General features: G+C 52.0%; 25 protein-coding genes and 1 riboswitch. Of the genes, 10 read left to right on the forward strand and 15 right to left on the reverse strand.

Annotated features, from left to right (window positions below; all coding sequences use genetic code 11):
- Nucleotides 1-71 precede the first annotated feature (71 nt).
- Complete coding sequence (ilvY, locus tag KUC_RS01110; protein WP_007111218.1) at nt 72-950, reverse strand: HTH-type transcriptional activator IlvY; 879 nt, start codon at nt 948-950, stop codon at nt 72-74.
- Nucleotides 951-1,194: 244 nt separating this feature from the next.
- Between ilvY and ilvC the strand changes: the two genes are divergently transcribed.
- Nucleotides 1,195-2,667, forward strand: coding sequence for a ketol-acid reductoisomerase (ilvC, locus tag KUC_RS01115; protein ID WP_040479118.1), 1,473 nt, complete (start codon nt 1,195-1,197; stop codon nt 2,665-2,667).
- Nucleotides 2,668-2,786: 119 nt separating this feature from the next.
- Complete coding sequence (gene modF, locus KUC_RS01120) at nt 2,787-4,289, forward strand: molybdate ABC transporter ATP-binding protein ModF (protein WP_040479121.1); 1,503 nt, start codon at nt 2,787-2,789, stop codon at nt 4,287-4,289.
- 49 nt (nt 4,290-4,338) lie between these two features.
- Here modF and KUC_RS19645 read toward each other — a convergent pair whose 3' ends face one another.
- From KUC_RS19645 to KUC_RS01155, 5 genes are all read right to left on the reverse strand, one after another.
- A complete protein-coding gene (locus KUC_RS19645) occupies nt 4,339-4,509 on the reverse strand; it encodes a hypothetical protein (protein WP_162836261.1) in 171 nt (56 codons plus the stop codon).
- Between the two features lie 614 nt (nt 4,510-5,123).
- A complete protein-coding gene (locus tag KUC_RS01130; protein WP_007111222.1) occupies nt 5,124-5,669 on the reverse strand; it encodes a DUF6630 family protein in 546 nt (181 codons plus the stop codon).
- A 644-nt stretch (nt 5,670-6,313) separates the two neighbouring features.
- A protein-coding gene (locus tag KUC_RS01135; protein ID WP_085940825.1) for an IS3 family transposase occupies nt 6,314-7,467 on the reverse strand; the annotation gives its coding sequence in 2 pieces (ribosomal slippage) (nt 6,314-7,230 and nt 7,230-7,467; 1,155 coding nt in all).
- A gap of 40 nt (nt 7,468-7,507) precedes the next feature.
- Nucleotides 7,508-7,789, reverse strand: coding sequence for a nitroreductase family protein (locus KUC_RS01145; RefSeq protein WP_007111225.1), 282 nt, complete (start codon nt 7,787-7,789; stop codon nt 7,508-7,510).
- 380 nt (nt 7,790-8,169) lie between these two features.
- Nucleotides 8,170-9,087 carry a LysR family transcriptional regulator gene (locus KUC_RS01155; protein WP_007111227.1) on the reverse strand — a complete coding sequence of 306 codons (918 nt, stop codon included), beginning with the start codon at nt 9,085-9,087 and terminating at the stop codon, nt 8,170-8,172.
- Nucleotides 9,088-9,247: 160 nt separating this feature from the next.
- On the opposite strand from KUC_RS01155, the gene KUC_RS19535 reads away from it, so the two are divergent.
- Nucleotides 9,248-9,484 (forward strand): hypothetical protein, encoded by a 237-nt coding sequence (locus KUC_RS19535; RefSeq protein ID WP_141243400.1) that lies wholly within the window; start codon nt 9,248-9,250, stop codon nt 9,482-9,484.
- A gap of 216 nt (nt 9,485-9,700) precedes the next feature.
- Here the strand turns inward: KUC_RS19535 and KUC_RS01160 are convergent, their stop codons facing one another.
- Together KUC_RS01160 and KUC_RS01165 are read right to left on the reverse strand one after the other, a co-directional pair.
- Nucleotides 9,701-10,219, reverse strand: a complete 519-nt coding sequence (locus KUC_RS01160) for a GNAT family N-acetyltransferase (protein ID WP_040479130.1) — start codon at nt 10,217-10,219, stop codon at nt 9,701-9,703.
- Between the two features lie 37 nt (nt 10,220-10,256).
- Nucleotides 10,257-10,805, reverse strand: coding sequence for a GNAT family N-acetyltransferase (locus KUC_RS01165; protein WP_050804796.1), 549 nt, complete (start codon nt 10,803-10,805; stop codon nt 10,257-10,259).
- 283 nt (nt 10,806-11,088) lie between these two features.
- Between KUC_RS01165 and KUC_RS01170 the strand changes: the two genes are divergently transcribed.
- From KUC_RS01170 to KUC_RS01180, 3 genes are all read left to right on the forward strand, one after another.
- The gene (locus KUC_RS01170; RefSeq protein WP_007111230.1) at nt 11,089-11,910 is read left to right on the forward strand and encodes an aldo/keto reductase; all 822 of its coding nucleotides are present in this window, start codon (nt 11,089-11,091) and stop codon (nt 11,908-11,910) included.
- A 316-nt stretch (nt 11,911-12,226) separates the two neighbouring features.
- Nucleotides 12,227-12,478, forward strand: coding sequence for a type II toxin-antitoxin system Phd/YefM family antitoxin (locus tag KUC_RS01175; protein WP_040479133.1), 252 nt, complete (start codon nt 12,227-12,229; stop codon nt 12,476-12,478).
- On the forward strand, nt 12,475-12,729 hold the full coding sequence (locus tag KUC_RS01180) for a Txe/YoeB family addiction module toxin (RefSeq protein WP_040479136.1): 255 nt from the start codon (nt 12,475-12,477) through the stop codon (nt 12,727-12,729). Before KUC_RS01175 ends, KUC_RS01180 begins: the two co-directional genes overlap by 4 nt.
- 150 nt (nt 12,730-12,879) lie before the next feature.
- Here KUC_RS01180 and KUC_RS01185 read toward each other — a convergent pair whose 3' ends face one another.
- Together KUC_RS01185 and KUC_RS01190 are read right to left on the reverse strand one after the other, a co-directional pair.
- Nucleotides 12,880-13,560, reverse strand: a complete 681-nt coding sequence (locus tag KUC_RS01185) for an outer membrane beta-barrel protein (RefSeq protein WP_007111233.1) — start codon at nt 13,558-13,560, stop codon at nt 12,880-12,882.
- A gap of 86 nt (nt 13,561-13,646) precedes the next feature.
- The gene (locus KUC_RS01190; protein ID WP_050804797.1) at nt 13,647-14,477 is read right to left on the reverse strand and encodes a trypsin-like peptidase domain-containing protein; all 831 of its coding nucleotides are present in this window, start codon (nt 14,475-14,477) and stop codon (nt 13,647-13,649) included.
- Nucleotides 14,478-14,690: 213 nt separating this feature from the next.
- A riboswitch (TPP riboswitch) is annotated at nt 14,691-14,849 on the forward strand.
- 87 nt (nt 14,850-14,936) lie between these two features.
- Between KUC_RS01190 and tenA the strand changes: the two genes are divergently transcribed.
- The 3 genes from tenA to KUC_RS01205 all read left to right on the forward strand — a co-directional run bounded on the left by tenA (nt 14,937) and on the right by KUC_RS01205 (nt 19,514).
- The gene (gene tenA, locus KUC_RS01195; RefSeq protein WP_007111235.1) at nt 14,937-15,620 is read left to right on the forward strand and encodes a thiaminase II; all 684 of its coding nucleotides are present in this window, start codon (nt 14,937-14,939) and stop codon (nt 15,618-15,620) included.
- Nucleotides 15,621-15,654: 34 nt separating this feature from the next.
- Nucleotides 15,655-17,559 (forward strand): phosphomethylpyrimidine synthase ThiC, encoded by a 1,905-nt coding sequence (gene thiC, locus KUC_RS01200; protein WP_007111236.1) that lies wholly within the window; start codon nt 15,655-15,657, stop codon nt 17,557-17,559.
- A 245-nt stretch (nt 17,560-17,804) separates the two neighbouring features.
- Entirely contained in the window at nt 17,805-19,514 is a 1,710-nt protein-coding gene (locus tag KUC_RS01205) for a hypothetical protein (RefSeq protein ID WP_007111237.1), read from the forward strand.
- Nucleotides 19,515-19,621: 107 nt separating this feature from the next.
- Here KUC_RS01205 and KUC_RS01210 read toward each other — a convergent pair whose 3' ends face one another.
- A complete protein-coding gene (locus tag KUC_RS01210) occupies nt 19,622-20,701 on the reverse strand; it encodes an NAD(P)-dependent alcohol dehydrogenase (RefSeq protein WP_007111238.1) in 1,080 nt (359 codons plus the stop codon).
- A 203-nt stretch (nt 20,702-20,904) separates the two neighbouring features.
- On the opposite strand from KUC_RS01210, the gene KUC_RS01215 reads away from it, so the two are divergent.
- A complete protein-coding gene (locus KUC_RS01215; protein WP_007111239.1) occupies nt 20,905-22,371 on the forward strand; it encodes a DASS family sodium-coupled anion symporter in 1,467 nt (488 codons plus the stop codon).
- 119 nt (nt 22,372-22,490) lie between these two features.
- Here the strand turns inward: KUC_RS01215 and KUC_RS01220 are convergent, their stop codons facing one another.
- The 4 genes from KUC_RS01220 to KUC_RS01235 all read right to left on the reverse strand — a co-directional run bounded on the left by KUC_RS01220 (nt 22,491) and on the right by KUC_RS01235 (nt 26,163).
- A complete protein-coding gene (locus KUC_RS01220) occupies nt 22,491-22,676 on the reverse strand; it encodes a CsbD family protein (RefSeq protein WP_040479139.1) in 186 nt (61 codons plus the stop codon).
- 127 nt (nt 22,677-22,803) lie between these two features.
- Nucleotides 22,804-23,928: a DUF2955 domain-containing protein gene (locus tag KUC_RS01225; RefSeq protein WP_371827724.1), complete on the reverse strand. Its 1,125-nt coding sequence runs from the start codon at nt 23,926-23,928 to the stop codon at nt 22,804-22,806.
- 49 nt (nt 23,929-23,977) lie between these two features.
- Nucleotides 23,978-25,039, reverse strand: a complete 1,062-nt coding sequence (locus KUC_RS01230) for an HlyD family secretion protein (RefSeq protein WP_040479142.1) — start codon at nt 25,037-25,039, stop codon at nt 23,978-23,980.
- 203 nt (nt 25,040-25,242) lie between these two features.
- Nucleotides 25,243-26,163: an EamA family transporter gene (locus tag KUC_RS01235; RefSeq protein WP_007111243.1), complete on the reverse strand. Its 921-nt coding sequence runs from the start codon at nt 26,161-26,163 to the stop codon at nt 25,243-25,245.
- Nucleotides 26,164-26,182: the final 19 nt, after the last annotated feature.

A 26,182-nucleotide genomic window follows, 5' to 3' on the forward strand; every position in this document is an offset into this window, starting at 1 on the left:
CGTAGCTATTCATAGATGAACAGTAGTAAGGGAAATTAGTGCGGCAAAGGAGTGCCGTGGCTTATATAGCCCTACATCAAGCTCCAAAAGGCATCGACCAGCGGGTTTTTTAAGTTTTTCTTTAACGTAAACAAACCAATATCGTAGGGTTCCAGCTCTGGTGTCACGTCGAGCACCCGAATACGATCCTTTAATGGGCTGTTATCGAGCACAATTTTGGGCACCACGCCAATGCCAAAGCCCAAGCTCACCATACTCACAATCGCCTCATTTCCGGTCACCTGTGCATAAATGCGCGGGGCAATATCGCGTTGGCGAAACCATTCATCCACACGCGCTCTTGAGACACCGCTCTCAGATAAAATCATCGGGATACTCGCCCACTCTTCTGCCGCGGTTGGCGAGGTCGTTGGAACATTCGGCACTTGCTGCTCAAGCGGGGCAATAAATAACAAAGGCGACGTAGCAATGGGCTTAAAGGCTAACCCGCGGGGTAAGTTGGCGGGGCGTGCCGCGATGCTGAGATCTTCCTTACCATCTAGCACATGCGCAATCGCGTGTTCTGGATCCCCCGTGCGTAGCTTTATTTCAATCCCAGGGTAAGCAATACGAAAGCGGCGCAGCAGCTCGTACAGAAAACTGTAGCTAGCGGTGACGGAACCGTACAAGCTGATTTCACCGCTTAGTTGATCAGCATTGTCGGTTAATTCATGGCGGATCAAGTTCCACTGGCTGCTGGTATCGCGCGCGTATTTAAGAAACTTCTGGCCTTCCTGGGTCAACGCCACGGTCCGGTTGTCGCGATTAAACAGCGGCACACCCAGCTCGTCTTCTAAATGACGAATGTTACGCGACAATGCAGAAATACTGATATGGCACTCATCGCTTGCGCGCCCGAAATGCAGCGTTTCTGCCAGGGCGAGGAACTGCTTTAAAAGTTTAATATTCATAATAAAGTCGGCGCTCCGCGACTGCGTTTATGGCGGTGCCCAGATACTAACCAAAAGTTGCGAAAAATGGGACGTGTTATTGCAAATATATCAATTTAAGAAAGAGTCACATTTGTATACATTACCTCTCATCACACGCTCTTACTGACATGGCGCTAGCGCTCTCCACTAGTGATGGTGTCACCCTTTTTAATATCGGTGTACCTTACACCGACACATTGATCATAAAATTAGGATGTTAACGATGGCTAACTATTTCAATACCTTACCGCTACGCGAGCAATTGGCTCAGCTAGCGCAATGCCGCTTCATGCACACCGCTGAGTTTGCTGACGGCGTCGAAGCGCTGAAAGGCAAAAAAATGGTGGTTATCGGCTGTGGCGCACAAGGTCTTAACCAAGGTTTAAACCTTCGCGACAGCGGCCTGGACGTTTCTTACGCACTGCGCCCTGAAGCCATTGAGCAGAAGCGTCAGTCTTGGAAAAACGCCTCTGAAAACGGCTTTGTAGTGGGTACTTACGAAGAGTTGATCCCCACCGCAGACGTTGTTTTGAACCTCACCCCTGATAAGCAGCACACCTCGGTGGTAAACACGGTGATGCCGCTGATGAAGGAAGGCGCCTGCCTGTCTTACTCTCACGGTTTCAACATCGTAGAAGAAGGCATGAAAGTGCGTGACGACTTAACCGTCATCATGGTGGCGCCGAAGTGCCCAGGCTCTGAAGTTCGCGCTGAATACGTGCGTGGCTTCGGTGTTCCCACTTTGATCGCTGTTCACGAAGACAACGACCCCAAAGGTGAAGGCCTTGCGCTCGCAAAAGCCTACGCGGTAGGTACTGGCGGCCACAAAGCGGGCGTGCTGATGTCCTCTTTCATCGCGGAAGTTAAATCCGACCTGATGGGTGAGCAAACAATCCTTTGCGGCATGCTGCAAACGGGCTCACTACTTTGCTTCGACAAGATGGTCGAAGAAGGTATCGACCCGGGCTACGCCTCACGTTTGATTCAATACGGCTGGGAAACAGTCACCGAAGCGCTGAAGTATGGTGGCGTAACGAACATGCTAGACCGTCTTTCTAACCCAGCGAAGATCAAAGCATTCGATCTTTCTGAAGAGTTAAAAGAGATCATGCGTCCGCTGTACAACAAGCACCAAGACGACATCATGAGCGGCCACTTCTCTCAAACCATGATGGAAGACTGGGCGAACGATGACGCGAACCTGCTAAAATGGCGCGCAGAAACCGCTGAAACCAACTTCGAGAAAACACCCGCTGGTGATGTAGAAATCACTGAGCAAGAATTCTTCGACAACGGCATTTTGATGGTGGCGATGGTAAAAGCTGGTGTTGAGCTTGCTTTCGAAACCATGACAGCGGCGGGCATCATCGCTGAATCGGCTTACTACGAGTCGCTACACGAAACGCCGCTCATCGCGAACACCATCGCGCGTAAGAAATTGTACGAAATGAACGCGACTATCTCTGATACCGCGGAATACGGTTGCTACCTCTACAACCACGCCTGCGTGCCGCTGTTGGCAGACTTTATGAAAGGCATCAAATCCGACGTGATCGGTAAAGGGCTTTCGCTAGACGACAACGGCGTTGATAACGCACGCTTGATCGAAGTTAACACCGCCCTTCGCTCACACCCGGTAGAAGCCGTTGGCTCGGTTCTTCGCGGCTACATGGCTGACATGAAAAAAATCGTTTAATCACCTGATTAACCGATAGACGTTCAGGTCATCAACACCTAGGCCGCCAAAAAAAGCCGAGATATCATCACGATATGCTCGGCTTTTTTGGTTCCTCGAACAGCGTAAGGAAGACAGTAATGGATTCGTTAACCCGCCTAAACGATATTCACCAAAACCATATCCTTCTAACAAAAGCGACGGTCAGCTTTGATGATCGTTTCACGCTAAGCGAGATTGATTGGACCATTACGCCAGAACAACATTGGGTAATCACGGGCCCCAATGGCGCAGGCAAATCCGCCCTAGCGGCTGCGCTCGCGGGCATTGGTGACATTCAGAGCGGTAGTATTCAAGGCATTCCCAACAATGTGGAGATCGTCTCTTTTGAAGCCCAGGCAGAGCTCATCGCCCAAGAGTTGAAAAAAGACGACGCCGACATTATGGACGTCATTTCCCTCGGCACCCCCGTCAGTGAAATGATTTTCGACCATTGCCAAGACACTGAACTTGCCCAAACCTTGGTCGAAAAATTTGGCCTAAGCACACTGGTCGATCGCGCGTTTCGCAAACTTTCCACCGGCGAAACGCGTAAAGTCATGCTGATTCGCGCATTGGCCAACAAGCCCGAATTGCTTATTTTAGACGAGCCATTCGATGGTTTGGATGTCGACACGCTCGCCATGCTGCAAGCGCATCTAGCCTCACTCATCGACACCGTTCCCATGGTTATGGTGCTGAACCGCTTTGATGAAATGCCGGACTTCATCACCCATGTGGCTTACCTAGATAAAGATCGCCCGGAGAAAAAGAGAGGGGATAAACAGAGCGGCGACAAAGGCCGCTTAACGCTCACAGTAGATCGTCAGGACAACGCCGCTTTTAATGAGCTTTACCAATTACTGCACTTGAAAACCACCGACCTAAGCGTGCCGGAGGCCGACCCCACCAATAAGCTACCCGCTCTCGACCCGAGCCAGCCATTAGTAAAACTAACCCAAGCGACCATCCAATACGGCGACACCGTGATTGTCGATAAGCTCGATTGGACGATAGAACGGGGCCAGCATTGGCAGCTGAGCGGACCTAACGGTAGCGGCAAAACCTGCGTTTTATCGTTGATCACCGGCGACCATCCGCAGTGCTATACCAACGATATTTTTGTGTTTGGCTTCCAGCGCGGTAACGGCGAAAGCATCTGGCAGATTAAACAATTTATCGGCTATGTATCCACTAACCTACAATGGGAATACCGGGTTAGCACCAGCTGCAAAAACGTGATTATTTCCGGCTTCTACGACAGCATCGGCATGTACACCAAGTCCACCGACAGCCAGAAAAAAATTGCCGACCAATGGCTCAAACTACTCGGCATGCAAGACCGCGCCGACCAGCCGTTTAACAAGCTCTCTTACGGCGACCAGCGCCTGCTGCTCATTGCCCGCGCCATGGTCAAACATCCTCCCCTGCTGATTCTAGACGAACCTTGCCTTGGCCTGGACGACATCAACCGACAACTCGTTCTCGCCCTGATCGAAAAAATCTGCCAAGGCTCCGAAACCACCGTGCTCTACGTCAACCACCACGCGGAAGACCAGATCTCAGGCATCGAGCATTATTTAGCGCTTAAGAAAAATAACTAATTTTTCAGATAGTTAAGAGCAGTAACGATACTGAAAAATGGCCAGCCAGCTAGTCTTTTTTGTCTATCGTTACCTCAATAGATTTGCTGTCACCAGCAAACCATTTCTGAACATACAGAGTGCCCACAATAGGCGCCGTTCCTTCATCAGGCACTTCCTTATAGCGAACGCTGTTTTTGGTTTCTTTCTCGTATTCAAACATGACTACTTTCTTCGACATGAAACATATCCAGTAAATAATAATTAGGCATTGGGCGACTAATGCCGCTCAACAGGTTTGTTAGGTTTTGGAGTTAATCAGTAACCGTCCACCGGTTGTAACTTTTTGTAATAAAAAAGTGCAACATTCACCCGAGGTGGTCGCCCTACGACCACTTCGGGCTCTCAGATACCATGCCAGCTACCAGAGTGGTGGTCGCCAGGCCAGGGCCTGAACGCAGTACGCGGCTATGTTTCGACGGCCGACAACCGCACACTCTCCGGAACCCTCTCCTTGAGTAAGGTGATGAGTTCGGGCTGCATCAACTCGTAGTGGTCGGGAATATCCAGACAGACCAGCGGTGATGCCCCAGCGGCAGCTGGTGCCGCCTCGGGTGCGGACGTTTGTGGCGTTTTTGGAAGAGCGACTCGCTGAACATCCAGTCTGGGCGCTGCGGCGGGAAAATCAGTAAGCGTCAATAATCCGAAGAAGCCATTTCCGCATCTCCTTTGTCTCCCTCCGCGCGATGGCTGCTAAAAATAACCGCATGGTATGGAGACTCGGGGGTGTTAGCTATTTCAGCCATAGCTACCTCTAGGGCAGTTTGTTAGGTGACGTACCACCCGTTATCTAAGTTACTGCTCATTCACGTGATCTAATCTCACTAACTCCAGCCCTAGTGATTTTCCGGCTTTTAAAAATTTATCAGTAGCGTTTAGCTGACATATAAAGCCGGTGTATTCATCAGACCCTTGATCCCACAGCACAACTTCATACCCTTTTTCTTGCAGCCACATATCATAAACAACCAACATACTCCATACCGATGCTTCTTCATCGATCTTATTGCTCGTAAATATATCGTTCACACCATGCATTTTTGCTAACGCATTTCCTTGAGTTTTTACCTCTTCAACTGCACGCCAATCTATGTTGAAATACAGCCAATAACCGCCCATATTTAAATCAACAAGACATAAAACAATATTTTCTTGTAAGACATCTTTTTTAGAATTAATCAACAAATCCAACTTAACGGATTTTACATCCTCTGGTAAAGGCAAAAGCAAGGTTGAAAGAAACCACCTTTTCTGTATCACAGCGTAAACTGCGAGCGGAATCACAACAGGAAGAATTGCCGTCACCAGAATGATAATTAACAATTTTTTAACAATAGCCATTCAAGCCCTACTAGATTGAACACAGTGACTTTTACCTAGGCTCTCTCTGAAAACTGACTGCGCTCGACCATACGGCGTTAAAAATCGGCTCAAAGTACTCATTTACACTACGTAAACTCGTGCGCGAGTGTCCGATCCGTCTTTTCGCCGACTTTTGCCTTGTCCGGCCTTCGCTCACCGACTTTTCAGACAAAGCCTAGCACTTTCAGCATACACGCCAATGTAATGCAACTGAAGCCACAATATAATATGCTAGCCGTAACTGCATCGGCTAGCATATTTAGCACATATTGATGCCTTCGTCTGTGCTGATAATATACTTTTATGATCGTCTGAGCATACATTATTGGCTTCGACTGAGGTGAATTAAAATTTACTAGTCAGCACTTGTTAGTTTTAAACCACTTAACTATCCTTTAGCAATAAAGTGTAGCGAGGACATCGCGTGACGCGTATTGCTATGTACTATTAGCCATCCCACCGCTGCCCGATACATAGCAGTGCCGTAGACTCCAAGTCTGCAGATAACCTCAATGCTTCCTTCACCCTTGAATCATCGAAACCTGCTACTAGAACACGACCAACGCCGAGAGCCGTACTCTGAAGATGAACATTTTGTGCTAAAGTGAATCGCCCCGAGTATTCTAGACACCCGTTAGGCTCTTAAAGTAACGCCTTTCATACTCAACCGGTGACAAGTTATCACTTGTGCCGTGTCGGCGCTTTGGGTTGTAAAACATTTCAATGTAATTGAACACGTCACGTCTAGCCGCTTCGCGTGTTGAATAAATCTGTCGCTTGATTCGCTCTCGCTTGAGAAGTTGAAAGAAGCTTTCAGCAACGGCGTTGTCATGACAGTTACCACGTCGGCTCATGCTGCCTACCAAGTGATTCGCTTTCAGAAAGCTTTGCCAGTCTCCACTGCTAAACTGGCTTCCTTGATCCGAATGCACCATCACCGTTCCTTGTGGCTTGCGTCGCCAGACTGCTGATAACAAGGCATCCAGTACCAACTCCGTAGTCATGCGAGACTTCATCGACCAGCCAACCACTTGACGAGAAAACAGGTCGATAACTACCGCTAAGTAAAGCCAGCCTTCGTAAGTGCGGATGTACGTGATGTCTGTCACCCAAGCAACATTTGGCGCTTTTACTTCAAACTGACGGTCTAAATGGTTAGGGGATACAACAGCCGGTTTTCCACCGCCATAGCCGCCAGGGCGCCGTCGATAGCCCGTCTGAGAGCGTAAACCTTCCCTACTCATAAGACGCGCCACACGGTGCTTGCCGCAAGCTTCGCCAGCTTCACGCAAGTCCTGGTAGACCTTGCGATAGCCATATACACCGCCGCTTTCAAGCCAGGAGTGCTTGATCAATCCCAGCAGGCGCTCATCTTCCCGAGCTCGATTAGAGAGCGCTTTTTTACACCATGCGTAGTAACCGCTGGGATGCACTGCCATCATCTGACACAAGCGACGTACCGAATATTGGCTCGCATAATTTTGAATAAACGCGTACCTCAGTCGGACTCCCTGGCGAAGTACGCGGTGGCCTTTTTTAATATATCGCGCTCTTCTGATACGCGTTTGAGTTCAGCCTTCAAACGCCGGTTCTCAGCTTGTAAATCATCCTCTTCTTGTCGTTGTTCTACCGGCTTATCGTAGCGTTTGATCCAGTTGTACAGGCTGTGACCTGACACGCCTAGCCGCTCAGCGACCTCGGCCACGCGATGGCCGCGCTCTACCACCTGTTTGACGGCTTCGATTTTGAATTCTTCAGTGTAGCGGGGATGGCTCATGGTTCCTCCTAGATACCTTTAGTATAAGGCCTGGAGGTGTCTACGAAACCTGGGGCGATTCAAAAGCCCCCGTTTCCATATATACATAGCGAGCACCGCGCTCCCCCTGGGGTGGCTGAGATTCAAAGTGTCGGATCACATCATCGAGTTTTGCTGTAACCGCGATGACGAGAGCGGCTTTTTTCAACCAGGGTTGGTCGCCAATCCCTAGCGCTTGCAATGCCTCTTCCAGAACACGATCACCCATTAGCCTCAACGAATGGCTATCGGCCAGATACGCATAGATACCGGGCTCAAGTTCTGATACCCGCTGCACCAACATTTTTAGCTGCAGCGGGTATAACCCACCTGCCGATGGCGTTACCTGCCTTCATCGATGCGCATGTTACAGAACGTGTGATTATGGGTTAGCTTTCCGCAGCTCCCTGAGCTGATTAATGGTGGAAGTCGCTCCGCCGCATACCACAACCAGGATATTGCTAAAATTTTCGAGCTCTGGTGCATTTTCATATGCCGCTGCCAAGCCCGCACCACAGGCGGGTTCTACCAATAGACAATGATCATCAAGAAAACGCTCGCAGGCCATCAGTGCGCTTAGATCTGATACCACGACACTGTGGAAAAGAACAAGTAAACACTTCCATCTTTGCGCTTCAGATTATAGCCAGTACGTATAAATCCAGAGGCCACATTAGCGAACAGCTAGCGTAATAATGGCCCAGCCAAGCGCTGTTTCTGTGCACGAACAGCGTCTGTTAGAAAGTCCATCAATGCATGAATCCTCACTACACCACGTAGATCCGGGTGCATTAAAAACCACAAGCCGTATTCCAACTCGGGGATGGGATCAGTGAGCTGGATAATGTCTGGGTCTTCGTAGGCAAGATAGCAGGGCAGAACGGCTAACCCCATACCGGAACGAACAGCGCTGAGTATATTGACCAAGGTGTCGACACGGTAGACACAAGCCGTTTTCAGCGCGTGCCTGTCCATCCACTGGTCAAGAGCTGAATCCTGCAAACGCGGTCCAGCACCAATCCAGGGTTGGCTAGCAAGGGCCTCGATGGAAGCCCCTGGTGTCAGCTTGAGGCTTCGATTTCCGTAAACCGCCTGACCTATAGCCGTCAGCGGCCGCCCAATCAGATTGTCAGGAGGCGCGTTGGAGGGACGAATGGCAACGTCAGCTTCTCTGCGCGTCAGGTTGAACAATTGGTTGGATACGGCAACATCAAGCACGATGCCTGGATATTGATGCTGAAACTGCGTGAAGAGAGGCGAGAGCACCCCCATCAACAATGAATCCGTTGTGGTGAGCCAGATTTCCCCACTCGGTTCCAAGTCGCGCCCGGCGACTTTACGTTCGGCGGCCAAGGCCGCTTCATCCATTATTCGGGCGGTTTCAGCTAGCTCTTCCCCGGCAAGCGTTGGCCGGTAACCGGTTCGGCTTCTTTCAAAAAGAGAAACACCAATGCGCTGCTCAATATCACCCAGCCGTCGGAAAACCGTGGCGTGACTAACGCCCAGGGCGCGTGAGGCGCCCGACAGAGAACCGGCGGTCGCGATCGCCAGGACGACCTCAAAGTCGTTCCATGCCAAGTGACTTCTTATTTTCTTTGTCATATCAGAAGATTGCCTGAGCGGCTCCCCTGTTCGTTTTTGCAAAGTTAATGCTCACATTTATGGAATACCTTGCAGTTTAGAACAAGATTAGCATGAACCTGAACCTATGCAACCGCGCTTTTATCCAGTCACCAGGGACGACGCAAAAGAGGTCAGGAACATGTTGAACTCAAGAAAAGAGCAGGACATTCTACGCCGCAGCTCGTTACCCCGCTGCGATAACGATGACGTTTCAGAAGGGAGTCCCGACGACTCGCTAAAGGGAAGCATCCCAACCAGATACCGAGATGCGCGGGGCGGCATTGATCTTAAACGTGTGCAGTTGGATCAGCACAAGGCTCGGCGACGGGTCATTCAGGCGTTGATACGACGTATCCAACATTTATGGTCTCGTTGATAAGACGCTGAATGAGCACTACCTAATATGTACAACACGTCAGCATGCCTAAAACGTGCTAACCGGGACACCCAGCAAGTTCAACCACGAACACCCGCTGATTTGGTCTATCATGTCTATTTGCAGCACAAATTTCCCAGCACCGGAAATATGAGGCTTTGACGATTCGGGCAGTTGGCAAACCGAGGTGATCAGACGGAGCTTCTGACTCTACCGCTACATAGATCTACTTTGAAACGACAGAAATTTACTGCCACCTAAGATACGATCCTCGACATATTTCATGCCAATTTTTTCAGCTACGCGGGCTGACGCAATATTCTGTGGGTCTATATCCGCAACTATGCAAGGAAGCCCTGCAGTATTGAGCCCATGCTCAAGAATAATCTTCGCCGCCTCTGTAGCGACCCCTCTACCCCAGGCGTCGCTGACTAAGCGCCAACCGATCTCTACTTCAGGCTTTAGCACATTGTAAGGAATTAAAAGAACCCAACCGTAGAACTTATCTGTTTCTCGATCACGGACCGCCCAATAGCCCAGCCCAGGGGGGTACACTTTCTCAATCCGCTCAACCACAAAGCGTCTATGAGCGCTAGGCTTATGCCAAGGCCCCTGGACGAACCGCGTTACCTCTGGGTCACGGTCCATTTTTAAACACTCTTCGAGATCACTTAACCTCCGTGGTCGGAGCGTTAGATGATTGGTGTAAAAGGTGGGTTGTGTATTACGCTGCATAACAAAACTCTAGATAAAAGCGGCCCCAGATCAATCCTCATTCCTCGTTTTTATTTGGAGGGCCGGTGGCTAAACCGCCGAGAAGCTGGGTGACAAACCGCACCTCCTCAAGCTGCACACCGCCAAGCTCGAAGTACTTTGGAGCTGCCCCGTCATGGGCAAACCCGAGTGAGTGGTAGAACGCAATTGCCCGTTCATTCAGAGGGAAGACCCACAGGCTGCATGACTTGAAACCTTGTTCAAGTATAAGCTCTTTCGCCCGAAGCCAGAGTAAGCGTCCAGCCCCCGTTGACCAAACCGATGGTGAAACATAGATAGCCCAGATTTCGGCGTCAGTATCATGCGAACCGATATCTCGGCATTGTCCAAAGCTCAGCCAACCTTGAACAACACCAGCTTTCCTGGCAACAAGTAGCTCGGGAATACCCACGGCTATGCATTCAGCCCACATCGCTTCACGACACTCTATCGATAGCGAGTCTAGATAATCAGCTGGAACAATAGACCTATATGCGGCACGCCAAGCCTCGACATGAATCTCAGCAACAGCGCGCGCATCTTCAGGATTGGCGTGTACTACGTCCATAACGTTAATCCTTTAAGATCCGGGGATGAGAAGACTCAGTTTTAACTATCTCCGAATGTACGCCTCTAAAAACGGGCGTTAAGACTAGCGTGAAGTATAACGCGAGTCTCACATTAGCGAAGGTTCGCAGTTTCAGATCGATAGGTCGCCTAATAGCGTAGAGCGAGCAGGTTTGCGCAAGGTGCTGGTTTTGGTTCATCAACTGCGATGGCGGCGGGCAGTCTGAGCAATACCACCGCAGAAATAGAAATACCACCGCAGAAATAGAATAGGAGATAGCGATATGCAGACGATTGAGCTAGGCGGAGTAAGCGTACCCCGTATCGGCCAGGGCACCTGGCATATGGGTGAGAATACCGGACTGCGGCAGGCTGAGATAAGGGCGTTGCGGGAAGGTCTTGATCTGGGCATGACGTTGATCGATACCGCAGAGATGTATGCCGAGGGCGGTGCCGAAGAGATCGTTGGCCAGGCAATCCGCGACCGGCGCGATGAGGTGTATCTAGTCAGCAAAGTCTACCCACATAACGCCAGCGCCAAGGGTGTTCAAACCGCCTGCGAGCGCAGCCTGCGCCGATTGGGCACCGACACTATTGATTTGTACCTGCTGCACTGGCGGGGCCAGTACCCGCTGAGCGAAACAGTGGAAGCTTTTGAGCGGCTACGCGAGCAGGGCAAAATCCTGCGCTGGGGAGTTTCGAACTTTGATATTGATGACTTAGCAGAGCTCGACGCGCCAGCTTGCGCCACCAATCAGGTGCTCTACAACCCCGAATCACGCGGCATTGAATACGACCTACTGCCCTGGCAAGCACAACAAAACATGCCGCTCATGGCCTACTGCCCCATCGGGCAAGGCGGCGCGCTATTGCATGACGCCACTCTGCAACGCATCGCCGACAAACACAGCGCCACCACCGCCCAAGTCGCCCTCGCCTGGGCACTGCGCCACCCCGGCGTGATAGCTATTCCTAAAGCCGTGAATCTGGAGCACCTCAAACAGAACGCCAAGGCAGATACCGTCAGACTCGACGAAGATGACCTGGCACAAATCGATTCCGCCTACTCTTCGCCAACACGCAAGCAGTCTTTGCAGATGGTGTGACCAAGCGCCCATCAAAGGCCCAGCACTGGAGCGCAGTCATGTCACTGCCCGCCCCAAACCGAGTCCTCAATGGTAGCTTGTCGGATGTCTACTCCTGCCATTACCTGCCCCCGTATCTTGTAATAAAGTTAAAAAATTAATTTGTTCCGCTTGCTGCGTCACCATTTAGCGGCTTGTTCGCAGCTGAATGTGCTCGGCTCACACGCCGGTTTAGAGCCGCGAAGAAGCGGGGAATCGGCCGCTGTGCAGTCGATTGTCAAACCCTATTGCGTACGATATTCTGTACAGTAACAACATCCTGTACAGGAGTGACCTTATGGATGCCATCAGCTACACGGCCGCTAGAACCAATCTAGCAAAAACCATGCAGCAGGTCTGTGAAGACCATTCACCCATGATCATCACCCGCAATAAGGCGCAGTCTGTGGTTATGATCTCTCTCGAAGACTATGAGGCACTGCAAGAGACAGCCTATCTTCTGCGCGCTCCTAAGAACGCCCGCCGTTTGCTGGAATCCGTTGCCGAGCTGGAGCAAGGTGGTGGTCAGGAGAAGGAACTTCTTGAATGAAGCTCCTCTTTGCCGAGAACGCCTGGGAGGACTATCAATACTGGCAGAAAACTGACAAGAGGGTGCTTAACCGCATCAACAAGCTCTTCAAAGAGACTAAACGAGAGCCATTTGAAGGAGTTGGCAAACCAGAGCCTCTCAAACACAGCCTCACCAGTTATTGGTCGCGGCGAATCAACGAAGAACACCGAATGGTTTACAAAGTCACGGATAACGCTTTGCTTATTGCCCAGCTCCGGTATCACTACTGATTTAACACCTTGTTGGAACCGAGCTAGCTCAGCACTTTAGCAACGCTGGCAGCGTACCGCCTGGAAGTATGTGAGGGTTACGCGAGATAAAAAAGCAGCGCCGGGGCTCGCCCCGGCGCTGCTATCGCACGTGGTAAAACAAATTGACGGCTAGAAGCTGAAACCGGCTGATACGGTAAAGGTGTCGATCTGATAGTCGCTGTCGAAGTCGTAGCGCTCGTATTCGGTACGGACCAGGAAAGGATCGAAGTTGAACTGCGCGCCGACACCGTAGACCGGATCGGTGCCGTCCTGATCTTCAAGATCAACGCTAGCACCGCCAAGGTTACCGTCGACGTCGGTTTCCCACTTGGCCACACCGGCCTTAGCGAAGGCGGTAAACCAGGAGGTGATGGGCAATTGACCGACCGGACTCACACCGTAGGCGTTGGATTCCAAATCGGTATTGGCGTCGCTGTTACCTTTCAGGCGCGTACGACCAAGATCGGCATAGAAGATTTCGGTAGCGAAATAAGGATTGAATTCGTAGCCGACGAAACCTTTAAAAACGTTGTCTTCATCATCATCCAGATCAAAGTCTCCAGCGCCATCAGAGATGAAATTGTCGACATCGTTGTCGTCGTTCTCCAGCGAGCTGAAACCGGTAGCGATGCCCAGATAGAGGCCATCCGCATTGGGTGCGGCAATACCGACGGTGCGGCGGCGAGCAGAGCGGTAGAGGCAAACGAGGCGGTAAGTATGGCGTAATAGAGCGCATATACGAGGCCAATAATGGATGCTCCCCCGCTTACTACGCCAAATATTTCGATAACCGTCATATTTGTCTACCAATCTACCGAACGCCTGGGCTCAGCCGCCGGTTTGGAGCGGAGCGGAAAACTGGTTGGCTGGAGCCATTTGATAGCTGTGGAGCTTGCTCAAGACTCATTACGAAGCCGATTATATGCGCAATTAATTTGAATAAGATCATCTCTCGATTCAATTTCAGTAAGAAAGTCTCTCAATATTTCCATTTTCCAGACGATACCTAAATCAGACTCAGAATTGATTCTACCACTATATATTCCTAAAAAATGTACCATTTCTTTTTTTGCCTGATACTGCTTTCCTTTGTGATCAACTATATCGCCTACTTTAAATCTGGCGATGACCAAAGATCCAGATTGCCCAGGCCGAGCCCGGCAGTCAATTAGGAAACTAGGGAGTTTTTTATAATTTGTATCTGGTTCTGAGGCAATGTAACCAGTTGACCAAATGGCAAAATTTTCATTCATACCAAATGGAAAACCCAATACATGAACTTGATCCGCTATGCGCCACTTATGCCAATCTTCTTTAGTTTCAACGAAGTGATGAATGGCATTGCTTATTTCGGATATAGGTACTGCAACCACATCAACTGAAGCTCCAAATTCCGGATGCTCTATCCATACAGGGCACTTCATTTCATTGTCAGTATACAAATCAAATGCATACCAAACAGGTTCATGAGAGCCAATTATCTGAAATCGAATATTATTGGGAATGCCAAGATCTTTATTAAGAGGCTCTCCTGTTTCTTGGTGTCTCCCAGTTATATTGTGCCTGTTGGTGATGAAAACAGGGCCTTTTTTAGAGTTGATAAAGAATGCTGTACCGGAAGAGAGTTTTGTATTATCGAAGTACATTTCGATATATAAAACTCGCATTGAATTTGTATTTATTTCCCCCGCAATCTCGGGATTTACTAATTTGGTAGATGTGCTCATCGTCATCCTTGTACAGCTAACAGTGATTCTACGCCCCGCTGCAAAACCTCAATGAACGCGAAGGCGCATTGATTGAGGTTTTGCAGCCACCTGCTTTGACTCTACCCCATTGATTATGCTGGTGGCAAAGCGAATGTTGGCAGCATATCCAAAATTCGCGGGCTTGCGCATTACCTTGCATCTCCACCGCCCGCCTCCTACACTCCCCAAACGAACAGCTTGACGGGGTGCCGGTGAAATCCGGCTGAGATGGTGCAGGGTATTTCCTTTTATGGATACCAAGCGCTGGTCCCGCTGAACCTGATCCGGCTAATGCGCTGCTCTTATAACGAGCGCGCGGGTACCGGCGTAGGGATCAAGCGATGGCCTTGGCTAGCTCTCACGATCTTACGCCACCTTTCCTCGCCATTTCCTCGATCTCTCCCGCCTGCCCTCCGGATCATTACCACCGGAGGCATCATGGGCTACCGCTTTACTGATCTCACCACCGCCTGCCAGCAAGATTGGCGTGCCTACATTGAGCACGATTTTGTGCGCCAGCTAGGCACCGCCACGCTGCCTGAAGCGTCGTTTCGCCACTACCTGAAACAGGATTACCTGTTTTTGATTCACTTCGCCCGCGCCTATGCGCTGGCTGCCTATAAAAGCCCCACCCTCGCCGATCTTCGCCAAGCCCATGAAGGCTTGAAAGCCATTGTGGATGTGGAGTTGGGACTGCACGTGGGCTTTTGTCAGGAGTGGGGAATCAGCGAGCAAGAACTGGCAGAGCTTCCCGAAGCCAGGGCCACGCTTGCCTACACCCGCTATGTGTTGGATACCGGTAATCGCGGCGACTTGCTCGATCTGCACGTGGCGCTAGCCCCCTGCCTAGTGGGCTACGGCGAAATCGCCAACTGGCTGAACGCCCAACCTTCTACTCTGCGCGGCACACAAAACCCTTATGACGCCTGGATTGCCATGTACGAAGGCGAAGAGTTTCAGGCTGCCATGCAGGCGGAGCTTGAATGGCTCAACGCCCGTCTTGCCGACGTTACCCCCGCCCGCTTTGCCGAACTGAGCAAAATCTTCCGCGATGCTACCCGCCTGGAAATCGACTTCTGGAAGATGGGCTTAGCGCTGATAGACGCAGACCTGACTCACTAACCCTGCAAAACAACCACAAACGAAGGAGACTGTCATGACTAAGTCCGTAAACAATAGAACCAGCCATTTTTTAGCCGAAACCGCCCAAGTCGATGCCGCCGCTATTGCCCCGCTGCCCGGCTCACGTAAGGTATATATCGAGGGTTCGCGACCAGATATCCGTGTGCCGTTCCGGGAAATTTCGCTTTCGCCGACCAAAACCACCGGCATTGATGAAGAGAACCCGCCGCTGCTGGTGTACGACACCTCCGGCCCCTACACCGATCCAGATGCCATTAACGATTTACGCAAAGGCTTGCCCGCCCTGCGCCGTGCCTGGATTGAAGAGCGCGATGACACTGAATTTCTGGAGGGCCACACCTCTGAGTACGGCAAGCGCCGCGCTAACGACCCCACCCTAGCCCAGCTGCGCTTTGATTTAACCCGCACCCCACGGCGTGCAAAAGCGGGTAAAAATGTCACTCAGCTCTACTACGCTCGCCAAGGCATTATCACCCCGGAAATGGAGTTTATTGCCATCCGCGAGAACCAGCGCCGCCAAGCGTTGGGCACTGCAGAAGTAGAGCGCATTCTGGGCCACCAGCACCCCGGCCAGAGTTTTGGTGCCAGCTTGCCCGAAGAGATCACCCCGGAGTTTGTGCGCCAGGAAGTTGCCAAAGGGCGGGCGATTATTCCCAATAACATCAACCACCCGGAAAGCGAGCCGATGATTATTGGCCGTAACTTCCTGGTCAAGATTAACGGCAACCTGGGCAACTCGGCGGTCACGTCTTCTATCGAAGAAGAGGTGGATAAAATGACCTGGGGTATCCGCTGGGGCGCGGACACCATTATGGACCTCTCCACCGGGCAGAACATCCATGAAACCCGCGAGTGGATTATCCGCAACTCGCCGGTGCCCATCGGCACGGTGCCCATCTATCAGGCGCTGGAGAAGGTCAAAGGCGTCGCCGAAGACCTCACCTGGGAAGTCTTCCGCGATACGCTGATCGAGCAGGCCGAACAGGGAGTGGACTACTTCACCATTCATGCGGGTGTACTGCTGCGCTACGTGCCGCTGACTGCTAAACGGGTTACCGGCATTGTCAGCCGCGGCGGCTCGATCATGGCCAAGTGGTGTTTATTCCATCACCAGGAGAGCTTCCTGTATACCCACTTCGAGGAGATCTGCGAGATCTGCAAGCAGTACGATGTGGCGTTCTCCCTCGGCGATGGCCTGCGCCCCGGCTCAGTAGCCGATGCCAACGACGAAGCGCAAATGGCCGAGCTGAAAACCCTCGGCGAACTGACCCACATTGCCTGGAAGCACGATGTACAGGTCATGATCGAAGGCCCCGGCCACGTGCCCATGCACCTAGTGAAAGAGAACATGGATAAGCAGCTGGAGTACTGCGACGAAGCGCCCTTCTATACCTTAGGCCCGCTGGTGACGGATATCGCCCCAGGCTACGACCATATTACATCGGGCATCGGAGCGGCCATGATCGGTTGGTTTGGCTGCGCGATGCTCTGCTACGTCACTCCCAAAGAGCACCTGGGCCTGCCCAATAAAGACGACGTAAAAACCGGCATCATCACCTACAAAATTGCCGCCCACGCGGCGGATCTAGCCAAGGGCCACCCGGCGGCACAGCGGCGCGATAACGCACTCTCCAAGGCACGTTTCGAGTTCCGCTGGGAAGACCAGTTCAACCTGGGACTAGACCCGGACACCGCCCGGGAATACCACGACGAAACCCTGCCCAAGGACTCCGCCAAGGTGGCGCACTTCTGCTCCATGTGCGGGCCAAAGTTCTGCTCCATGAAGATCAGCCAGGAAGTACGCGACTACGCCAATGAGCATGGGCTAAACGGCGACCAGGAGGCAGTGATGAAAGGCATGGAAGAGCAGGCAGAGAAATTTCGCCAGAAAGGCAGCGAACTGTATCAGGAAGTTTAACGTTGCAGCCTACTTAACAGCTTAGCTGCGGAATGTGGCTCTTGAGTCTTAGCAAAACTCAAGGGTCACTTTTATGCTGGATGATTTTCTGACCTTACCGTTTATCAATGAACTCTGAGAATATTAATAATTTTTTCACTCAAGCAGAGATTAATTATACATTGCTCGTGTATTATTCCTATTTACAGAACACTATGCTCAAAACATACCTTTAAAACCACCACCTGTTAAAGAACCGATTACAGATGAAAACCAAAATTTCCATAGCGGTTACCCTTGCCCTATTCAGCGCTGGCCTGCTCAGCGGCTGCAGCGATAAGAACGAGCCAACCGAAGCAGCAACGCAAGAGGAAGCACCGAAAAATATCGCGGCCCCCATGCTGAAATATATCCCGGCTGACTCTCCCTACTTCATGGCAACACGTGAAGCAATGTCTGAACAAGATGCCTTTGATCTTTATCTTCGCATGCAGCCCATGGCTGGCCTTGAGTCTGACCTGGATGAACTGCGCGGCACATTGCCCGAGATAGACGATGAAGCATTACGTTCGATGATGACGCTGTTAATCGCCACGGGTGAAGAGCTGGTCGCTGTTGAATCATTGGAAGACATCCATGCGCTGGGCCTGAAGGCAAGCTCCCAGGCGGCCTTCTATGGTCTGGGTATCTTGCCTGTTTTTCGCATGCAACTGCATGATGAAGAGGCCTTTCGTGAAACGCTGCAGCGCATCCTGACCAAGGCCGACATCACCCCACGCACGGCCTCTACTAACGGCACCGACTACTGGGTACTGACGCCAGAAGGTCCACTCCAGGCCATCCTAGCCATTGACGACCAGCAGCTACTGGTATCGTTAGTGCCGCAGGATGCCAGCGACGAGCTGTTAGCGCAGGTGCTGGGTAAAACGCTGCCCGACAGCAGTATTGGTGATACCGATGCACTGGTAGAGCTTGAGCAGCGCCATGACTTCACACCTTACGGTGCCGGGCAGATTGACTCCTCACGGCTATTTGATGAGCTGAGCAGCCCCACACATTCGGGTACTCAAGCGTTGTTGAATGCCGTTGATGCAGAACCTCTGGATCTATCCACCTGCCAGGCAGATATTGACCGCATTACCAGCCGCTTCCCTGGCCTGGTGATGGGCACGCGTGAGTACAATCTCGATCGCATGGAAGTGAATTTCATCCTGGAAACCGATGAGGATATTGTCAGCGACCTGCGCGCCCTGACCACTCAGGTTCCGGGCCTTGGCAGCACAGGGGGTATAGCCAGCTTTGGACTTGGCCTGGATCTACCCGTACTGGTTCAAACTGTTCAGAAATATGCTCAGGAAGTGCGTCAGAACCCCTTCAGCTGTGATGAGTTGCAGGATCTGAACAGTTCCTGGAATGAGATCAACACAGCGATCAACAACCCGATTACCATGATGGTTGGGCCGTCGCTGTCTGGTTTCAATGCACGTATTAACAGTCTGGCAATGAAAAACGGCGAACCCATCGTTTCCGGCATCCTAACCCTCGCCTCACAAAACCCTCTGGCACTGCTTTCAACAGCGAGCGCCTTCGCACCTGAGTTAGGGGCTCTTGGACTTGAACCCGGCGGAGAAGCCAAGAAAATCGAGAGCATGATGCTGCCACCCGATGCACCGGAACTCTACGCAGCCATGTCTGACACTGCCATTGCACTGGGCGCTGGCATCAGCGATTCGGCGAGACTGCAGAAAGAGCTGCAAGCCCCTATTTCAGAGCGTGACCTGCTGCTTTATGGCCACATGACAGGCGAGTTTTATCATTCGCTGGCCGATGTAATGGAGCAAGTAGCAACGGAGGAACTGACAGAGTCTGATCTTGAAATGTTCAAGCAGTATGGCGACATCTACAAGAACATGGAGTACTGGTTCAGAGTGGATGATGCTGGCGTTGAAATGAGTTTCTCGCTGGAATTGAACTGAGATCAGGCTCCTCCCGTAATTCGAAAAACCCGCGATTAAACGCTTTATAAATGCTCGTTAGCGGGTTTTTCGTTGATAGCCTCACTGCTGAAGGTGGCGTTTGAGTCTTAAGAGACCTCAAGCGCCACTTTGAGTACGCCGTCGCGTTGGTGGGAGAAGAGATCGTAGGCTTCGACGATATTCTCCAGCGCGTAGCGGTGGGTAACCATAGGGCCAAGATCTAATCGACCCGCGGCGATGATGCTCATCAGTCTGCGCATGCGCTCTTTGCCGCCGGGGCATAGCGAGGTAATGATCTTATGGTCGCCAAGGCCGGCACAGAAAGCGCCTAGCGGAATCGTTAGGTCTTGAGAGTAAACACCAAGGCTTGATAACGTTCCGCCGGGTTTTAGTACTCGCAAAGCTGACTCAAACGTTTGTTGCAGGCCGAGAGCTTCAATGGCGGAATCAACCCCGCGCCCACCGGTGAGTTTGAGTATCTCCTCAACGACATCGACCTTGCGAAAATCCAGCGTCACGTCGGCGCCCATTTGCTTGGCCATGGCTAAGCGCTCATCAACGCCGTCTACGGCAATGATCATCCCCGCCCCACGTAGTCTCGCACCGGCGGTCGCACATAGTCCAATCGGACCTTGAGCAAACACCACCACCGTGTCGCCAATTTTAATACCGGCAGCTTCAGCGCCAGCAAAACCGGTGGACATAATATCCGGACACATCAGAACTTGTTCGTCGGTTAGGCCATCGGGCACGGGCGAAAGATTGGCCTGGGCATCGGGTACCAAAAGGTATTCCGCCTGGGCGCCGTCGATGGTATTACCAAAGCGCCAGCCGCCCATCGGCTTGTAACCGTGGCTGTGGTGGCCGCCATCCTGTGAGCAGCAGTTATCCTGGCAGGCATAGGAGGTAAAACTGGGGCAGATTGCCCCGGCAATTACCCGTTGCCCCTCTTGGTAACCCTTAACGTTGGCACCCAGCTTTTCGATAACGCCTACCGGCTCGTGGCCAATGGTTAAGCCGCGCTCAACCGGGTACTCGCCTTTTAAGATATGGATATCGGTACCGCAGATCGTCGTCGTGGTCACGCGCATTAGCGCATCGTTGGGGCCAATCTCGGGAATGGGTTTGTCGTCTATTTCGATGCGGCCGGGTTCAACGAAGATGGCCGCTTTCATCATGGTAGGCATGGGTCGCTTCCTCTGTGAGGGGAGTCATGGCACTTCACCATTAAGTCATAGCTGACAGCGGGAATGATTGCGCTAGATCAAGCTTCGAATTGACGTGGGGCAAGTCGGCAAACACCCATCCGCTCTAAACTTAACAAGCAACTCAAGCACTACTTTATTGCCTATGAGCGTGTTGCAGCCATCTACTTACTTAAGGTTCCACGATGCCGACGCTGCCCTTCAAACCCTGGCCAACCGCTATTGCGGTGGCAATCACGCTGCTGATATGGCTGGCTATCCCCTTGCCGGAAGGTCTCACCTCGGATGCTTGGCTGATGCTGGCAATTTTTGTAGGGACAATTGCCGCAATTATTGGCAAGGCAATGCCCATAGGGGCCATCTCAATCATTGCCATTGCGGTTGTAGCCGCGAGTGGGGTAACCAGCGATAACCCTGGTACCGCTATTAACAACGCATTAAGCAGCTATTCCAACTCGCTGATCTGGTTAATTGCCATCTCAATTATGATCTCGCGGGGGCTGATTAAGACCGGGCTGGGGGCCCGCATCGGCTACTATTTCATCTCAATCTTTGGCAAGAAAACGCTGGGGATCGGCTACAGTTTGGCCTTTTCAGAGCTCTCCATTGCTCCCGTAACCCCCAGCAATACTGCTCGCGGTGGCGGCATCATGCATCCCATTATGCGCTCTATTGCTAAAGGCTTTGACTCACGCCCGGAAGACGGCACTTCGAGCAAAATCGGCAAATATCTGGCGCTGGTGAACTACCACAGTAACCCCATTACCTCGGCGATGTTTGTCACCGCCACTGCCCCTAACCCATTGACCGTAGAGTTGATCTCAATAGCCACCGGGGCGGAAATCCAATTGAGCTGGATGACCTGGGCGCTCGCCATGCTATTACCTGGTTTAGTCGCCATCCTGGCCATGCCCTATATTCTTTATCTACTTTATCCGCCAGACATTAAACAGACACCCCATGCCACGCAGATGGCGCGCGATAAGCTTGCTGAAATGGGCAAGATCAGCCGAGATGAAGGTATTATGCTGTTTGTCTTCTTAGTGCTATTGCTGCTGTGGGCAGATATCCCGGCGCTATTTTTGGGTGACTCGGTTACCCTCAACACCACCACTTCTGCATTTATTGGACTATCGATACTACTGCTGACTGGGGTATTAACCTGGGATGATGTGCTGGCGGAAAAGAACGCCTGGGATACCCTACTCTGGTTCGGCGCTTTGATCATGATGGCCACCCAGCTCAATCAGACCGGCTTGATCGACTGGTTCTCTACCAACATGCAGGACTGGATTACCATGATGGGTATCGGCTGGATGGGAGCATCTGCCCTGCTGGTGCTGACCTTCCTCTACACACACTACTTCTTTGCCAGCACCACCGCACATATCACTGCAATGATGGCCGCTTTTCTTACCGTTGGGTTAACGCTTGGCGCACCGCCCATGCCGTTTGTACTGATCATGGCCGCCACTTCCTCCATCATGATGACTTTAACTCACTATGCGACTGGCACGTCCCCCGTCATTTTTGGCTCGGGCTACCTAACATTAGGCGAGTGGTGGAAAGCGGGCTTTATTATGAGTGTGGTTAATCTTGCAATCTGGGTGGTTGTCGGCGGCTTGTGGTGGAAGCTACTGGGTCACTACTAAGGAAGCTTCTCTAGGCTATTCTCAAATACTTCAGCGCTGAAAATGGGAGACGGAAGTTTCCAGACCGAATAAACACAACAGGGGGCTAAGGCCCCCTGTTGTGTTTATGTAATGTCATTTTAGCGCTGTTTTTTCTGACTCTCCTTGGCGTCGCCTTTGCCTTTTTGCAGTTCGCCTTTCGCCTGCTGGGCCTTACCTTTGACTTCTGTTTTGCTGCTACCTGTTGCTTTACCCGCGGCTTCTTTCACTTTGCCGGCTGCTTTGTTGGCCGTTCCTTTAGCTTTATCTTCTTTACCTGTTGCCATGATGAACACCTCTAATCCGTTAGTAGGGAAACACATCAAATCACACGTCGACACACTCATCAGAGTAGCCTGTATTAAAAAAGTTGCGCTGATTTATTTATGCCAGCTTTATTGATGGCAGCTCTATTTATGGAAGACTGCTTTCTGGTAAGCGCGTTGGCGTCCAACGGTTCAACACAACGTGTAGGCAGGCCATAACCAGCAGCGTAAGCGCCAGCGCTACACTCATTGAAGAGAATCGGTAGAGTGCGCTGTACACCAGATCCTGCTGCGGGCCCAGCGACTGGCCAAACAGAATCCCCAGAGTGGTCATCCCGCCAAAGCCAATTCCCGAACCGCCACCTTCATGAATATGCTCGCGAGCAAAAAGCATCAGCCCCAGCCAGTAGAACAACACCACCAGCAGAAAATGGTGGCTTTGGGTATACAGGAGTAACTGCATGAGTAGCGCCAAGTTACACCCCAACAGCGTTCCTACCGCTCGCTTAGCGGCTGATACCCGCGCACCGGAGTACCCCAGCGTAAACAGTACCAAGATGGTCGCCATCTGCGCGGAAAGCGACCCCTGCAAGTCAAAAGCTTGAAACACCACAAACGACAGCGTCGCGGTTAGGCCACCGATTAAGGTTTCATGGCGAATCTGGGAGGAAGACTTGGTGATTCTAGGTGGCGGCTTACGCGCTTCCACGTCAGGGAACAGTGTATGCATCAGCATGGCGATAAACACTGCCAATAGACTGGCGACGAGATTACAGGCCAGTAGATCGCTTAAGTCCACATTGGGGTAGCTGGCGAAGTGAAGCAGAATGCTGAGCGTCAGCACGCCGTTGGCGCCGAATAGAAACAGCGGGCCTTTCGCCATCAAGTTAAAGCGAAACAGAAATATGCCCATCACCACCAGGGTCATGACTACCGGCATATGCTTGAGCAGTCCGACCACTAGGCTCACTTCAAGCACATTGATCGATACGTTGGCCAAAAACTGGCGCACGATATGGCCATTTAAGATAGGCACCATGCCCAGCAAGAACATTGGAAAAACAGTAAAAAACACCCCGTAGTTCCAGCCCATCAATTGGCTGACCACAAACCCCAGCATACCGCCCCCGGCCACTCGTAGGCACTGACGCAGGCCATTCTTTGAAAGTTCGGGCTTGCGCTTAGTGGCCGCTACGCTAGAAGACCGCGCTCTGGCAGACCTTTTTTTAGTAAATCTGGCTGATCTCTTTTTAATAAATCTGGCTGATCTCATTTTAATAAACCTGGCAGACCTGTCTTTAATAAACCTGGCAGACCTGTCTTTAATAAACATAGTGCAACCAACTGATCAGATGCGCCTGTAGCCATACAAAGGGTTTGGCCAAGGCAGCATCACCGGGTTGCAGCTGCACCGTGGCGCGGGCACCGCTGGGCAATAAGTTGGCGATTGGCTGGGTTAGCGCTAGGTGAACGCGCATGCGCTGGGCATCGCGCACCCAGCGGTCAGTAGTAGGAATATCAGCAAGTTGACCATCAGCAGCCAACTGCCCATCGCGAACCCCAGCCTCCATGGCGAATACTTGCGCATCAAATACCTGCCCCGGCCAGACATCAAACACCACTTTCGCTGCATCGCCGGGCGCCACATGACGCAGGCTCTTTTCACGAAAATCGGCAATGATATCGATTGCATCCGCCACTACCGCTACCGCTGGCTGGCCGGCCTGAACGTAGTCACCTACGTCTAACTGAAGATTGGAGATGCTCCCAGCTTGCGCGGCGCGCACCTGGGTATGGGCAAGATCCAACTGCGCCTGGGAAAGCCCGTTGTCTGCTTGGCGCAAACGCAGGTTCGTCTCGCCGGAGTCTCCCAACTGCACTTCCAGGCTGACAATTTTAGCCCTGGCCGCCGCTACGCTGGCCTGTGCGGTGCGCTCAGCAGCCACCTGCTGCTCGTACTGTTGGCGAGATACGCTCTGCTGCGCCACAAGGGTTTCGGCACGTTGCAGCTCTCCCCGCTGCTCTGCAGCCGTGGCCTCAGCGGAGGCCAGCTCCGCTTGCGCAGAGGTTAACTCTGCTTCCAACTGGGCATTCTTCCGCTCGGCTTGTTCGCGATTAAGCTGCGCCTGCTCAACGGCTAATCGAAATGGCGCCGGGTCTATCTGAAACAGCACATCGCCTTTAGCCACATGTTGGTGATCACTCACCAAAACCTCGCTCACTGGGCCACTGAGTTCGGGCGCTATACGCGTTACCGGCCGCATCACCCTGGCCTCGGGCGTCATGGGCATAAAGCTATCGGCTACCAGAAAATAGATAAAAAGCAGTACAAAGGCAGCAAGGGCTACCTTTACCCAGCGGGCAAATGTTTGATCAGGGGTCATGCAAAGCTCACTTGTTAGCCACCAGGCAACCACCTGGCCAGCGCCTCTCAACGGACGCCTATCGTTTCAGGGATAGCATTAGAGACTTTAGTCTAACAATTAATTAGCAAGCTAACAATATGGGCATTAAAATGACGCCCATAAAAAAACCCCATAACCACTTAGCTATGGGGCTTTGTATCGTAGAAATCTAATAGACTTAATTACCGCCCCTTAGATAGGCTCAGCACAACAATACCGCCAACGACGACGGCCCCGCCTATCAACTGGCCGGGGCTAAGCATTTGTCCCAATACGAAGTAGCCCAGCACCAGGGAGGCAACTGGCTCGATATTCATCACCGGCGCGTTGCGCGCCATATCGAGCCGTGGCACAAAAATAAATAGCGTCGAAAACGCCGAGCCATACAGCAACCCGAGCAGCGCCAGCCCCAACCAGCCCGAACTGTTATCGGGCAGGCTCATCCCCCCTGGCACCACACCGGAAATACCACCGATAATCATCATCACAAACACCGTTTGCATGGTCAGCAGGCTGCGTAGCGTGCTGCCCACACCGGCTAGGCGGTGTTCGGTGACCCACAGCGCGCAGGCGAACGCAAAAGCAGCGGTGAGGCCAAAGGCAATCCCGGCGATCCACCCCGGGCCCATGCCATCGGCACTGGCAAGCCACGAAGGAATATCCAATACCACCAGTAAGCCAATTAAAATAATGCCCATGATTAAACAGCGACGCAGCGTTGGAGGAGGGCCGCCCAGCGCCCAACTTAATAGTGCTAACTGAATGGGGAAGGTATTCACCAATAGCAGCGCAATCACTACCGGCAGCCGTGCCACCGCTGAATAGAGGCACACGCTTTGCACCGTAATTAATAGCCCCACTGCCAGTTGCCACGGCCAGGTGCCCGCAGGTAGCCACAGCCGCTTGCGCTGCACGACAACCAGCGTCAGTAGAATTAAGCAAGCCACGCCTGAACGCGTTATCACTGCCAGTAACAAGCCAGTGCCGTTATCAAACGCCAGCCGCGCCGAGACATGATTGGCGGCGAACATAGTCGCCACGGTCATCATTAACAGGATGGCCAAATGGCGCGGCAGTAGTTTCGGCAAAGGGGACGCTGACATAAAGACTCGTTATAGGAGT

This window comes from Vreelandella boliviensis LC1, assembly GCF_000236035.1.
In the GTDB taxonomy this organism is placed as follows: Bacteria; Pseudomonadota; Gammaproteobacteria; order Pseudomonadales; family Halomonadaceae; genus Vreelandella; species Vreelandella boliviensis.

What these genes read in the sequence shown, in the direction of transcription:
- ilvY (WP_007111218.1), bottom strand. Translation starts at nt 950, where the DNA reads ATGAATATTAAACTTTTAAAGCAGTTCCTCGCCCTGGCAGAAACGCTG.
- ilvC (WP_040479118.1), top strand. Translation starts at nt 1,195, where the DNA reads ATGGCTAACTATTTCAATACCTTACCGCTACGCGAGCAATTGGCTCAG.
- modF (WP_040479121.1), top strand. Translation starts at nt 2,787, where the DNA reads ATGGATTCGTTAACCCGCCTAAACGATATTCACCAAAACCATATCCTT.
- KUC_RS19645 (WP_162836261.1), bottom strand. Translation starts at nt 4,509, where the DNA reads ATGTCGAAGAAAGTAGTCATGTTTGAATACGAGAAAGAAACCAAAAAC.
- KUC_RS01130 (WP_007111222.1), bottom strand. Translation starts at nt 5,669, where the DNA reads ATGGCTATTGTTAAAAAATTGTTAATTATCATTCTGGTGACGGCAATT.
- KUC_RS01145 (WP_007111225.1), bottom strand. Translation starts at nt 7,789, where the DNA reads ATGTTGGTGCAGCGGGTATCAGAACTTGAGCCCGGTATCTATGCGTAT.
- KUC_RS01155 (WP_007111227.1), bottom strand. Translation starts at nt 9,087, where the DNA reads ATGACAAAGAAAATAAGAAGTCACTTGGCATGGAACGACTTTGAGGTC.
- KUC_RS19535 (WP_141243400.1), top strand. Translation starts at nt 9,248, where the DNA reads ATGTTGAACTCAAGAAAAGAGCAGGACATTCTACGCCGCAGCTCGTTA.
- KUC_RS01160 (WP_040479130.1), bottom strand. Translation starts at nt 10,219, where the DNA reads ATGCAGCGTAATACACAACCCACCTTTTACACCAATCATCTAACGCTC.
- KUC_RS01165 (WP_050804796.1), bottom strand. Translation starts at nt 10,805, where the DNA reads ATGGACGTAGTACACGCCAATCCTGAAGATGCGCGCGCTGTTGCTGAG.
- KUC_RS01170 (WP_007111230.1), top strand. Translation starts at nt 11,089, where the DNA reads ATGCAGACGATTGAGCTAGGCGGAGTAAGCGTACCCCGTATCGGCCAG.
- KUC_RS01175 (WP_040479133.1), top strand. Translation starts at nt 12,227, where the DNA reads ATGGATGCCATCAGCTACACGGCCGCTAGAACCAATCTAGCAAAAACC.
- KUC_RS01180 (WP_040479136.1), top strand. Translation starts at nt 12,475, where the DNA reads ATGAAGCTCCTCTTTGCCGAGAACGCCTGGGAGGACTATCAATACTGG.
- KUC_RS01190 (WP_050804797.1), bottom strand. Translation starts at nt 14,477, where the DNA reads ATGAGCACATCTACCAAATTAGTAAATCCCGAGATTGCGGGGGAAATA.
- tenA (WP_007111235.1), top strand. Translation starts at nt 14,937, where the DNA reads ATGGGCTACCGCTTTACTGATCTCACCACCGCCTGCCAGCAAGATTGG.
- thiC (WP_007111236.1), top strand. Translation starts at nt 15,655, where the DNA reads ATGACTAAGTCCGTAAACAATAGAACCAGCCATTTTTTAGCCGAAACC.
- KUC_RS01205 (WP_007111237.1), top strand. Translation starts at nt 17,805, where the DNA reads ATGAAAACCAAAATTTCCATAGCGGTTACCCTTGCCCTATTCAGCGCT.
- KUC_RS01210 (WP_007111238.1), bottom strand. Translation starts at nt 20,701, where the DNA reads ATGCCTACCATGATGAAAGCGGCCATCTTCGTTGAACCCGGCCGCATC.
- KUC_RS01215 (WP_007111239.1), top strand. Translation starts at nt 20,905, where the DNA reads ATGCCGACGCTGCCCTTCAAACCCTGGCCAACCGCTATTGCGGTGGCA.
- KUC_RS01220 (WP_040479139.1), bottom strand. Translation starts at nt 22,676, where the DNA reads ATGGCAACAGGTAAAGAAGATAAAGCTAAAGGAACGGCCAACAAAGCA.
- KUC_RS01225 (WP_371827724.1), bottom strand. Translation starts at nt 23,928, where the DNA reads ATGAGATCAGCCAGATTTATTAAAAAGAGATCAGCCAGATTTACTAAA.
- KUC_RS01230 (WP_040479142.1), bottom strand. Translation starts at nt 25,039, where the DNA reads ATGACCCCTGATCAAACATTTGCCCGCTGGGTAAAGGTAGCCCTTGCT.
- KUC_RS01235 (WP_007111243.1), bottom strand. Translation starts at nt 26,163, where the DNA reads ATGTCAGCGTCCCCTTTGCCGAAACTACTGCCGCGCCATTTGGCCATC.